General features: G+C 72.0%; 9 protein-coding genes and 1 pseudogene. 9 read left to right on the forward strand and 1 reads right to left on the reverse strand.

All coding sequences use genetic code 11. The features are described 5' to 3' along the window. The first annotated feature begins 221 nt into the window (after positions 1–221). From AC1DWC_RS13665 to AC1DWC_RS13700, 8 genes and pseudogenes are all read left to right on the forward strand, one after another. On the forward strand, positions 222–1511 hold the full coding sequence (locus tag AC1DWC_RS13665) for an inorganic phosphate transporter (protein ID WP_477908772.1): 1290 nt from the start codon (positions 222–224) through the stop codon (positions 1509–1511). A gap of 1 nt (position 1512) precedes the next feature. Continuing rightward, positions 1513–1785: a hypothetical protein gene (locus tag AC1DWC_RS13670; protein WP_072842676.1), complete on the forward strand. Its 273-nt coding sequence runs from the start codon at positions 1513–1515 to the stop codon at positions 1783–1785. Positions 1786–1849: 64 nt separating this feature from the next. Then, positions 1850–2140: pseudogene (locus AC1DWC_RS13675) on the forward strand (DUF3349 domain-containing protein); the annotation flags it as partial. Positions 2141–2241: 101 nt separating this feature from the next. Beyond that, positions 2242–2547, forward strand: coding sequence for a DUF3349 domain-containing protein (locus AC1DWC_RS13680; RefSeq protein ID WP_072842674.1), 306 nt, complete (start codon positions 2242–2244; stop codon positions 2545–2547). Positions 2548–2696: 149 nt separating this feature from the next. Continuing rightward, positions 2697–4070: an NAD(P)/FAD-dependent oxidoreductase gene (locus tag AC1DWC_RS13685; RefSeq protein ID WP_477908774.1), complete on the forward strand. Its 1374-nt coding sequence runs from the start codon at positions 2697–2699 to the stop codon at positions 4068–4070. 67 nt (positions 4071–4137) lie between these two features. Continuing rightward, positions 4138–5289, forward strand: coding sequence for an o-succinylbenzoate--CoA ligase (gene menE, locus AC1DWC_RS13690; RefSeq protein WP_477908948.1), 1152 nt, complete (start codon positions 4138–4140; stop codon positions 5287–5289). 112 nt (positions 5290–5401) lie between these two features. Beyond that, a complete protein-coding gene (locus tag AC1DWC_RS13695; RefSeq protein WP_477908776.1) occupies positions 5402–6397 on the forward strand; it encodes an ATP-binding cassette domain-containing protein in 996 nt (331 codons plus the stop codon). After that, a complete protein-coding gene (locus AC1DWC_RS13700) occupies positions 6394–7233 on the forward strand; it encodes an ABC transporter permease (RefSeq protein ID WP_477908778.1) in 840 nt (279 codons plus the stop codon). The genes AC1DWC_RS13695 and AC1DWC_RS13700 overlap by 4 nt, the downstream gene beginning before the upstream one ends. Before the next feature lie 55 nt (positions 7234–7288). Here AC1DWC_RS13700 and AC1DWC_RS13705 read toward each other — a convergent pair whose 3' ends face one another. Then, positions 7289–10606 carry an AfsR/SARP family transcriptional regulator gene (locus AC1DWC_RS13705; RefSeq protein WP_477908780.1) on the reverse strand — a complete coding sequence of 1106 codons (3318 nt, stop codon included), beginning with the start codon at positions 10604–10606 and terminating at the stop codon, positions 7289–7291. 92 nt (positions 10607–10698) lie between these two features. Here AC1DWC_RS13705 and AC1DWC_RS13710 point away from each other — a divergent pair, with 92 nt between their 5' ends. Further along, entirely contained in the window at positions 10699–11568 is an 870-nt protein-coding gene (locus AC1DWC_RS13710) for a 1,4-dihydroxy-2-naphthoate polyprenyltransferase (RefSeq protein WP_477908782.1), read from the forward strand. The last annotated feature ends 51 nt before the right edge of the window (positions 11569–11619 follow it).

An 11619-nucleotide genomic window follows, 5' to 3' on the forward strand; every position in this document is an offset into this window, starting at 1 on the left:
CCCCCGCCCTGGGCAGGTCCCGGTGAGTGAGACATCCGAGTGAGCCCGCCCACACGCCGACTCGGGCTGTGACGATCCGCACTCCTGTCCGGGTCGACAGCGGCCTGTACACCGGTTATGGAAAAAGGGCCAGGACGATACCCGCTCCGTGTGCGGAAGCGCACTCCCAGACGGCGCCTACTGGCTCGACTTTTACGGTTTCGTAACGGAGGATCTAGCCCGTGAACGCGGAACTCATCGTTCTTCTCGTCGTGGTCGTCACAGCCCTCGGGTTCGACTTCACCAACGGCTTCCACGACACCGGCAACGCGATGGCAACGTCCATCGCCACCGGGGCACTGAGACCCAAGGTCGCGGTGGCGCTTTCCTCAACCCTGAACCTGGTCGGTGCGTTCCTCTCCGTCGAGGTCGCCGCCACCGTCGCGAAGGGCGTCGTCAACCTCGACACGGTCAGCGGCGAGGCCCTGCTGATCATCGTCTTCGCCGGACTCGTCGGCGGCATCCTCTGGAACCTGCTCACCTGGCTGTTCGGCATTCCGTCCAGCTCGTCGCACGCACTGTTCGGCGGCCTGATCGGCGCCTCGATCGCCTCGCTCGGGGTGAACGGGGTGGTGTGGGACGGCGTGCTCAGCAAAGTCGTGGTGCCCGCGATCCTGGCCCCGGTGGTGGCCGGACTGATCGCGACCGTCGGCACCTGGCTGATCTACCGGATCACCGCCAACGTCCCCGACGGCCAGAAGAACACCGGGTTCCGGCTCGGCCAGGTCGGCTCGGCCTCCCTGGTCTCGCTGGCGCACGGCACCAACGACGCGCAGAAGACGATGGGCGTGATCTTCCTGGCGCTGGTCGCGCACGGGACCATCACCGCAGACACCGCGATGCCGTTCTGGGTCAAGGCCAGCTGCGCCGTCGCCATCGCCCTGGGCACCTACCTCGGTGGCTGGCGGGTCATCCGCACTCTCGGCAAGGGGCTGGTGGAGATCGCCGCGCCGCAGGGTATGGCCGCCGAGGCGTCGTCCGCCGCGATCATCCTCACCTCGAGCCACCTGGGCCTGCCCCTGTCGACGACGCACGTCGCGACCGGCTCGATCATGGGCAGCGGCGTCGGCCGACGCGGTGCCGCGGTGCGCTGGGGCGTGGCCGGCCGGATGGGCGTCGCCTGGCTGATCACGCTGCCGTCTGCCGCGCTGATGGGTGCCGCCTGCTGGGCCGTGGCCCACTACATCGGCGGCCTGCCCGGCGTGCTGGTGGTGTTCGTGGCCCTGATCTCGCTCTCCGCCTGGATGTTCCTGCACTCGCGCAAGCAGCCGGTGGATCCGAGCAACGTCAACGCCGACTGGGAGGAGGGCGCGGTCCCGACCAAGGCCGAGACCGACCTGGCCGCCGGCCTCGCCGCCGGCGACCTGGCCGCCGTCGACTTCGCCGACATCCCGGCACCGCCGATCGTGCCCGACACGGTCCCCGACTCCGTGACCGACTCCGTGACCGACGCCGCGATCCGAGGAAACTGACATGGATCTCCTCGTCACCACCGCCAACTCCCTGTGGCAGGTCATCCTGGTCGGGCTGCTGCTCGGCGCCGGTCTGCCCGCCCTGTTCGCCCTCGGTCTGCGCTCCCTGGCCGCCGGTTCCGACGTCGCCGCGGACGGCACCGTGACCCGCCGCCCGCTCGCGGTGGCCGGGGCTGTGGCATGTTTTGCAATCATCGTGATCGCGATCGTCGTCGGCATCCTGTTCGTGATGTCCGATTTCCTGAACCACACCTTCGGTATCGAGCTGTTCTGACGCCGATCACCGCGAGTCGAGAGGAAGTCCTCCCGTGAGTACCCCGGTCAAGCCGACCTTCCCCATGTCTGTGGTCAAGTGGCTTCGCGCCGGCTACCCGCAAGGCATCCCGCCCAAGGACCGCATCCCGCTGGTGGCGCTGCTGGCCCGCAAGCTGACCGCCGAGCAGATCGGCGAGGTCGCCGTCGAACTGGCGGAGGCACGCGCCGAGTTGACCGACCCGGACGCGGCCGCCGCCCACATCACCGAGGCGGAGATCGCCTCCTACATCGCCGACCTCACCCGGACCGTCCCCTCCGAGGTCGACGTCATCCGGGTCGGCCGGGTGCTGGCCGCGGCGGGCTGGCCGCTGGCCGACGAGCATCGCCTGGCCACCGGATTCGGCCCCGACGAGACGTCCGTCGCGGACGCGGCCGCCGAAGCGGAAACGGATGCCGCCGCCCCGGACGCCGGTCCGTGAATCGGCCGCAGTTCCTCACCTCGATCATCGGGTGGCTGCGGAAGGGCTATCCGAACGGGGTTCCGGAACAGGACTACGTCCCGCTGATCGCGCTGCTGTGCCGGCGGCTCTCGGACGAGGAGGTGGTCGCGGTGACGGATGCGCTCATCGAGCAGGGTCAGGCGCCGATCGACCGCGTCGAGATCGGCGTGCTGATCACCCGGCTCACCGACGAGATGCCGCTCGAGTCCGACATCGCCAGGGTCAGCGAGCACCTGACGACTGGCGGCTGGCCGCACGAGGACCCCTCGATCCCGTCCTGACAGGGCAACGTGTACCCGCGCCGCCGTCGGGCCCTTCGGCATCCGAGTAGTCCCGCGACCGAAGCGAGTGGTCGACTACTCGCGTCGGTCCTGCGGAGCCCGCCGAGACTGGAGTCATCCAATCTCGTCGGGTCTGCAGAGGAGTCGTCATGACTGTCCGCGATGAGCATGCCGTGGTGATCGGCGCCGGTGTGGGCGGGTTGCTGGCGGCCCGGGTGCTCAGCGATTTCTACGCCAGGGTGACCGTCGTCGAGCGGGACCAGCCCGTCACCGAGCCGACCGCCCGGCGGTGCGTGCCGCAGGGCCGCCACGCGCATGCGCTGCTCGCCCGGGGCGGGGCCGTGATGGAGGAGCTGTTCCCCGGGTTCATCGGCGAGCTGGTCCAGTGCGGCGCTATCACCGGGGATGTTCTCGCCAACTTCCGGTGGACGCTGAGCGGGCACCGGCTGGCTGCGGGCCGCTCCGGCATCCCGGGTGTCTGTGGGAGCCGACCGCTCGTCGAGTGGCAGCTGCGCAACCGGGTGCGGGCACTGCCCGGGGTCACCATCACCGACCGGTGCGCTGCGCTCGGTGTCACCACCGACCCGAGGCGCCGGACCGTCACCGGGCTGAAGGTGAGCCGCACCGCCGACCGGGCCGCCGACGACGTCGTCGACTGCGACCTCCTCGTCGATGCCTCCGGGCGCAGCTCACAGACCCAGGCCTGGCTCGAGTCGCTCGGGTACCCGAGACCGGACCAGGACAGTCTCACGATCGAGCTCGCGTACGCCACCCGACACTACCGGCGCCGGCGCACCGACCTCGGCGGCGATCTCGGAATCGGCGTCGGCGCGACACCCGAGGCGCCGCGGGGTGGCGTGATCCTTGCGCAGGAGGACGACGGCTGGATCGTGACCCTCGCCGGGTACGGCGCCGACGAACCACCGCTGGACCCCGCCGGATTTACCGAGTACGCGGCATCGCTCCCCGCGCCCGACTTCGGCGCTCTGATCGCCAGTGCCGAACCTCTCGACGACCCGGTCCGCTATCGGATCCCCACCGCGGTGCGCCGCCACTTCGACGCCGCGAGGCTGCCCGCGCACTACGTTCCGTTCGGCGACACGATCTGCTGCTTCGATCCCGTCTACGGCCAGGGCATGAGTGTCGCGGCGGCCGAGTCGCTCATGCTGCGCGAGAGTCTCGACACGAACCGGACGCGGCCGGTCAGGTCGTTCCTGCGGGCGGCGGCCCCGCTGCTCGACGATGCCTGGCAGACGTCCTGCGACACCGATCTGCGCATCCCGACGGTCGCGGGCACCCGCACCCGGCGAACGCGGATGGCCAACGCGTACACGGCCCGCGTGCACCGGGCGGCCGCGGCCGATCCCGAGGTCGGCGCCGCGTTCCTGCGGGTCGTCAACCTGCTCGAGCGGCCCACGTCTTTGCTGCGGCCGCAGATACTGGCGCGGGTGCTCCGGGAGAACCGTCCGTCGACCCGAACCCGCGACGTCCCGGTCCCGGTGCCGGACAGGCTCCGGGCCTGACCGCGGCGCCGCGCACCACCCCCGCTCTCGCGACCCCCGCTCTGGCAGCATTGAGCCGGTGAGTTCGATGCTGCAGACCCTGCCCGTCCCGTCCGGCGCCCGGGCCGCCGAGGTGCTGCCCCGGCTGGCCCGGGCGCTCGACGGCGACGGCCCCGCGCTGCTGCCGGTACCCGCCGACGACGCCCTCGAGCGCGCGCGCCTGACCGAGAGCCTGCGCCCCGGCGAACCCGTCGACGAATCGGTCGCGCTGGTCGTGGCCACCTCCGGATCCACCGGCGTCCCCAAGGGCGCCCTGCTGAGCGCGGCCGCACTGCGGGCCAGCGGTGAGGCCACCCATGCGCGGATCGGCGGCCGGGGCGGGTGGCTGCTGGCGCTGCCCGCGCACCACATCGCCGGGATGCAGGTGCTCGCCCGGTCCGTGCTGGCCGGCACCGAGCCCGTGATCATGGACGTGACGGGGGGGTTCGACCCGGCCGCACTGCCCGCCGCGGTCGCGCGGATGGCCGGGCCCAGGCGGTACACCTCGCTGGTGCCCACCCAACTGATCAAGGCGCTCGAGGTACCCGAGGCCTGCGCGGCGCTGGCCGAACTGGACGCCGTGCTGCTCGGCGGCGCCGCCACCCCGGCTCCCGTCCGGGCTCGGGCGGAGGCCGCGGGCATCACCGTGGTGCGCACCTACGGGATGAGCGAGACCTGCGGCGGCTGCGTGTACGACGGCGTCGCCCTCGACGGAGTGCGGGTGCGCGTCGAGAACGGCCGGGTGCTGCTCGGCGGCCCGACGCTGGCGTCGGGCTACCGCGGCCTGCCGGATCACCCGGCCTTCGCCGAGCCGGGCTGGTTCCGCACCGACGACGCGGGCACGCTGACCGACGGCGTGCTGACCGTGACCGGACGACTCGACGACGCCATCTCCACCGGCGGCCTGACGGTGGTCCCGCAGGTGGTCGAGGCCGCGCTGGCCAGCCATCCCGCGGTCGCCGAGTGCGCGGTGATCGGCCTGCCGGATTCGCGTCTGGGCCAACGGGTTGCGGCGGTGGTGGTACCGGTCGCCGGCACCGAGCCGACGCTCGCACAGCTGCGCGCCCACGTCGAGACCACGCTGGACGTCACCGCCGCCCCGCGCGAGGTGCACCTGGTCGACGTCCTGCCGCTGCGGGGACCGGGCAAGGTGGACCGGCGGGGGCTCGTCGCCCGGTTCGGCGGTCCCGCCGCGCCCTGAACGGCGAGCTCTCCCCGGCGACGGCGGCCGCATGCGCGACGCAAGTGCCGCGCAAGGCCCGCCCCGCACAGTGGTCCCGACACCGAAGGAACCCTTCGACGTAAGGACACCCATGAACCTCTCCGCTCCCCCCGCCATCGAGGCGGTGGGGCTGGTCAAGCGATTCGGCGACCACACCGCGGTCGACGGCGTCAGCCTCACCGTCCCCACCGGCGCCGTCTACGGCGTGCTCGGGCCGAACGGCGCCGGCAAGACCACCACGATCCGCATGCTCGCCACCCTGCTGCGCCCCGACGCGGGCGAGGCCCGCATCTTCGGCCACGACGTGGTCCGCGAGCCCAACGCAGTCCGCTCGCTGGTCGGCGTCACCGGCCAGTACGCCTCGGTGGACGAGGACCTCACCGCCACCGAGAACCTGATGATCTTCTCCCGACTGCTCGGGCTCTCCCGCGCCGATGCCCGCCGCAAGTCGGCGGAACTGCTCGAGGAGTTCGACCTCGCCGAAGCCGCGACCAAGGCGCTCAAGTACTTCTCCGGCGGCATGCGCAGGCGACTGGACCTGGCGGCCAGCCTGATCGCGCACCCGCCGCTGCTGTTCCTCGACGAGCCGACCACCGGGCTGGACCCGCGCACCCGCGCCCAGATGTGGGAGACCATCCGCCGTCTCGTCGCCGAGGGTTCGACGGTCCTGCTGACCACCCAGTACCTCGACGAGGCCGACCAGTTGGCCGACCGGATCGCGGTGATCGACCGCGGCGAGGTGATCGCGGACGGCACCGCCGACGAGCTCAAGGCCTCGGTCGGCGTGTCCTCGCTGCAGCTCAAGGTGGTCGACCGGGCCCACACCGAACAGACCCGGATGCTGCTGGCCGAGTCGCTCGGGGTCGAGGTCGCCGTCACCCCCGAGGCGGGCCGGCTCACCGCCCCGCTGACCGATCCCTCCGTCACCCCTGAACTGCTGATCCGGTTGCGCGAGCACGGAATCGCGGTCGACGAGATCACCGTCAGCAAGCCGAGCCTCGACGAGGTCTTCCTCACCATCACCGGACACGGCGCGGACCAGGTCGACCCCGCAGCGGAGTCCGGCACCGAACGGAGCGTCGCATGACCACCACCACCCTCGCACCCGGCACCGGGCGCACCGACACCCGTCCCCCGACAGCGCCCACGGCTCGGTCGATCAGCCTCGGCCAGTCCGTCACGAACTCGCTGACCATGGCCTACCGCGGCCTGCTCAAGGTGAAGCACAACCCCGAGCAGCTCTTCGACGTGGTCATCCAGCCGGTGATCTTCACGGTGATGTTCACCTACATCTTCGGCGGCGCGATCTCCGGTGACGTGGCGTCGTACCTGCCGATCATCATCCCCGGAATCCTCGTGCAGACCGTCATCACCGCCTCCATCGTCACCGGCACCCAGCTGCGTGAGGACATGGACAAGGGCGTCTTCGACAGATTCAAATCCCTTCCCATTGCCCGTATCTCGCCGCTCGCGGGTGCGCTGCTCGCCGACGTCGTCCGCTACGGCATCGCCACGACGATCACCTTCGTGGTGGGAATCGCGATGGGCTACCGGCCGGGTGGCGGCGTGGTCGGAGTGGTCGCGGCCGGTCTGCTGGTGATGGTGTGCGCGTTCTCGATCAGCTGGATCTTCGCCCTGATGGGCGTGCTGATGAGCAAGGCCTCCTCGGTGCAGGGCATCTCGATGCTCGTCCTGTTCCCGCTGACGTTCATGTCCAACGCCTTCGTACTTCCCGACACCATGCCCGGCTGGATGCAGGCGTTCGTGAATGTCAACCCGGTCTCGCACGTGGTGACCGCCGTCCGAGAACTGGTCAACGACGGGCATGCCGGCATCCACGTGGTGTGGGCACTGCTCGGCGCCGCGGCCGTCGTCGCGGTGATGGCCCCGCTGACCGTGCGGATGTACATGCGCAAGACCTAGCAACACGGCGGCCGGTGCCCGGGTGGGCACCGGCCGCCGCCGGCGTTCCACACGGTCAGCCGCGGGCGGCCAGCAGCTCCAGGATCTCGGCGCGCGCTCCGTGGCGCGCCCGCCGGGCGACGGCGGCCAGTTCCGCGTCGACCCGCTCCGCGCCGAGGACCGTGCGCGCCGCGTCCAGGTGCCGCACCTGTTGCATGGACGGGAAGTCCTGACGGGCAGCGACTCTGGCGGACAGGACGAGCAACCGCAGCCCCGCCTCCGGGTCCCGTCCGGTCGCGATGTCGAAGCTGCCCACGGCGCACGCGACCCCACCGGTCTGCGGCAGGTCCGGATAGCCGTCGGGTCCGAGGCGCTGCGCCACCAGGCGCGCGCACAGGTCGACCAGCTCCGAGATCTCCGCGGCGCGGCCGGCGAGCACGTGCGCGGCGACCGCGGCGGCGGCCACCATGAAGGTGAACGGATCGGGGCTCCCCGTCATCGCCGGCCACCCCGCCAGGTCGAGGGCACGGCGGTACCCGCGCAGGCCGGCGTCGACCGCGCCGTCGGCGAGGTCCGCCTCGGCAAACGCGGCGGCGATCGAGGCCGCGCTCTGGTGGTCACCGGACGCCCCCGCTCCTCCGGACGCCGCTCCCGTACCGGACGAGGCGCCCGGCGGCTGCGCACCGTCGAGTTCGCGACGGGCCTCCTCGACTCGTCCCGCACCGACCAGGGCGGCCCCGATGTAGCTGCGCAGTGTGGTGCTCTCCTCGAATGCATGCAGGTCCCAGAGGATCTCGGCGGCCTGCCGGTAGTAGCCGACCGCCTCCCCGTAGCGCGCGGACTGACCGGCCAGGCTGCCGAGGTGCTGACACACCATCGCCAGGCCCCAGACGTCGCCCTCGGCCCGCGCGAGTTCCAGCGCGGCCAGGCCGTCCGCCTGCGACCCGTACAGGTCGCCGTTGTTCTCCCGCAGGTTTGCCCGAGCCATGAAGGCCGCGCTCCGGGCCGACGGATCCGGTGACCGCACCGCGTGAGCGAGCCTGCGCGCCATCCCCTTTCCCGACGGCGGCATCACCATCAACGAACCGTCCAGCCGCAGCGCCGGGTCGATGTCCGTGCGTGTCGCGAGGATCCGGCGCAGCAGGAACCGCGCCACCGCCAGCTGCCTGCTGACCCCGCCGAATGCCAGGTGTGCGCTTGCCATCAGGTAGGTCAGCACGAGGAGGTTCCCCGGCACGTCCTCGGGGCCGTAGGCCCGCGGGTCGATGTCGATGATCCGCGGCGCCAACGCGATCACCTCCGAGTGCGCACCCCGCGAGGACCACAGCGCGCCGAGCACCGGGAACACCGTCAGGGCCGCCCGCCCGTCGCCGACGGACAACGCGTGCCGCAGCGCCGCGAGCAGGTTGTCGTGCTCGGCCTCGACTCGATGCGAGGCGGAAACCTGTGCTCCGCTGAGGAACTCGCGCACCACGGCGAGGCAGAACTCCTCAGCCCAGGCCGAGGTGCGTGCCGCCACCTGGTCCGCCTCCTCCGCGCGCGTCAGTTGCTCGTCGCCGAACTCACGGACCGTCTCGAGCATGTGGTAGCGCAGACCGAACGAGCCGGGACCCTCGACGACGGACAGCATCGACTGGTTCACCAGGCCCTCGAGGGCCGCGGCGACGTCGGTCACCTCGCCCCATCCCGCCACGGCGGCGGCCCCGTCGAGGGTGAAACCCGCCGGGAACCGGCACAACCGGCGCAGCGCCGCCCGCTGGTCGGGTTCGAGCAGGTTCCAGCTCCACTCGATCACCGCGTGCAGCGTGCGATGGCGTTCGGGCGAGGTCCGGTCGCCGGAACGCAGCAGCGCGAACCGGTCGACGAGCCGGGCGTTGATCTCGGGCACGCTCATCGTGCGCACCCGGGCCGCCGCGAGCTCGATGGCCAGGGGCAGCCCGTCCAGGGTCCGGCACAGCTGGGCCACCTCGACCGGGTCGAGCCGTACCGACGGCCGGACCGCCTGCGCGCGGGCCCTGAAGAGTTCGGTGGCGGGCGATCCGGACTCGTCGATCGTCAACGGCGGCAACGGGTACACCGACTCCGCCGTGATCGCCATCGGCGCCCGGCTGGTGGCCAGCACGGTCAGGTGCTCGCTGGCCGACACCAGGTCGGCCACCACGTCCGCGACGTCGTCGACCAGGTGCTCGCAGTTGTCGAGGATCAGCAACGACGGCCGCGCCGACAGCGCGTCGCGAAGCCGGTCGCGGGCACCGTGCAGCCGGGCCCGCGTCAGTCCGGCACCCGGCGTGACCTCCACCTCGCTGAGCCCGAGCGTGCCGCTGATCGCCGCGACCAGGTCCTCGCCGCTGCGCAGCGAGGACAGCTCGATCAGCGCGACCGGAATCCGCTCCGTGGCACGTGAACCGAGTGCGTGCGCGACCCGGGTCTTTCCCGTCCCGCCCGGCCCGAGGACGGTTACCACCCGCGCGACCTCCATCAGGACCTCGATCGCGGCCAGGTCTGCGTCGCGGCCGAGCAGCAGGTTCGGCGCGGCCCGCAACCCGACGGCGTTCGGAACCTGCCTGGCGCCGCCGGCGCCGGGCCCGTCCGGGCCTGGACGCACCGGGACCGCTGCCCCCAGCTCGCCGGTGAGCACCGCCCGGTTCAGCTCGACGAGCCGCGGTGACGGGTCGGCGCCGAGCCGGTCCACCAGCCGGCCGCGCAGACCGGCGAACACGTCCAGCGCGTCGCCGATGCGGCCGAGCCGGTAGAGCACGGTCATCAGCTGCTCGTGCGCGTTCTCGTCCAGCGGGGCGCGTTCGGCTCGCTCACGCGCCAGCGGCAGCGCCTCGCCCAGATCCCCCGCCGCGACGAGCGCGGCCAGCTCGACCGAGGCCAGCGCGGTCGACCGCGCGGCGGCCTCCGCGCCGAGGTCGCGCGCCAGGTCGCCGTCGGGCAGGTCCGCACCGGGCTCGCCTCGCCACAGGGCCATGGCCCGGCGAACCGTGTCGACCGCCTCGCGGGGTTCGCCCTCGGCGAGCTGCTGCTGCGCCTGCTGTTCCCACACCCGGGCCAGTGTCAGGTCGACCTGGGTTCGGGCGAGCTCGAGTCGGTAGCCGGCGGGACCCATCTCGATCGCGCCCTCGGGCAACGCCGCCCGCAGCCGGGAGATCTGGGTGTGCAGAGCGTTGCTCGGCGAGCGCGGCGGGTCATCGCCCCAGACGTCCTCGATCAGTGCCTGCGCGGTCCGGGCGCGGCCGGGCCGACGGGCCAGCGCCACCAACAGGCTGCGGGCCCGCGCTCCCGGCAGTGGAACGAGGCCGCCGTCGCGGCGCGTCGAGACCTCGCCCAGCAGTGCCACCTCGATGTCTGCGGGCGACCGGGTCGCGGCGACACTCTTATCCGGATTCACCGGCGCCCATGCTAGTGCCCCGCCGGAGTGCGGGCACCCGGTGATCGACGGTCCGTGCCGCGACCCATACGAGTGGGTGCGAGGATCGACGCATGGCTTCTGTCTCCGAATGGATCGAAGGTGCCCGCCCGCGCACCCTGCCGAATGCGATCGCCCCGGTACTGGTGGGGACCGGCGCGGCCGCCTCGATCGGCGGTGCCGTGTGGTGGAAAGCCGTGCTGGCATTGGTGGTCTCGATGTCGCTGATCGTCGGCGTCAACTTCGCGAACGACTACTCCGACGGCATCCGCGGCACCGACGACGAGCGGGTGGGGCCGCTGCGCCTGGTCGGCTCGAAGGTGGCCTCCCCCGCCGCAGTGAAGGGTGCCGCCTTGGGCTGCTTCGCCGTCGCCGCGGTGGTCGGCGTCGTGCTGGCACTGACGTCGGCCTGGTGGCTGATCCTGGTGGGCGCGGTCTGCATCCTCGGCGCCTGGTACTACACCGGCGGCCGGAACCCCTACGGGTACAGCGGGTTCGGCGAGATCGCCGTGTTCGTGTTCTTCGGGCTGGTCGCGGTGTGCGGCACCCAGTTCGTGCAGGCCGACCGGGTGGACTGGGCCGGCCTGGTCGCGGCCGTCGCCGTCGGGTCGTTCTCCAGCGCGGTGCTGGTCGCGAACAACCTGCGTGACATCCCCACCGACACCGAGTCCGGCAAGAACACCCTCGCGGTGCGGCTCGGCGACGCCCGCACCCGAACCCTGCACCTGGTGCTGCTGGCCCTGCCGTTCGTGATGACGCTGGTGCTGGTCGCCCGCACCCCCTGGGCACTGGTCGGGCTGCTCGCGCTGCCGCTGGCGGTCAAGGCGAACGCCCCGGTGCGTTCGGGCGGCCACGGCATGGCGCTGATCCCGGCACTGGCCGGCACCGGGCTGACCATGCTGGTCTGGGGCGCGGTCACCGGACTGGCGCTCGGGCTGGGCTAGTCCGTCAGCCGGCCAAGACAATCCGCCTGCCCTCGTTTTCGATCTGATCGT

Source organism: Rhodococcus sp. P4_C10, assembly GCF_056402135.1.

Excerpts from the sequence above, each read along its gene's own strand:
- AC1DWC_RS13700 (WP_477908778.1), top strand. The coding sequence starts at position 6,394 with ATGACCACCACCACCCTCGCACCCGGCACCGGGCGCACCGACACCCGT.
- menE (WP_477908948.1), top strand. The coding sequence starts at position 4,138 with ATGCTGCAGACCCTGCCCGTCCCGTCCGGCGCCCGGGCCGCCGAGGTG.
- AC1DWC_RS13670 (WP_072842676.1), top strand. The coding sequence starts at position 1,513 with ATGGATCTCCTCGTCACCACCGCCAACTCCCTGTGGCAGGTCATCCTG.
- AC1DWC_RS13685 (WP_477908774.1), top strand. The coding sequence starts at position 2,697 with ATGACTGTCCGCGATGAGCATGCCGTGGTGATCGGCGCCGGTGTGGGC.
- AC1DWC_RS13710 (WP_477908782.1), top strand. The coding sequence starts at position 10,699 with ATGGCTTCTGTCTCCGAATGGATCGAAGGTGCCCGCCCGCGCACCCTG.
- AC1DWC_RS13695 (WP_477908776.1), top strand. The coding sequence starts at position 5,402 with ATGAACCTCTCCGCTCCCCCCGCCATCGAGGCGGTGGGGCTGGTCAAG.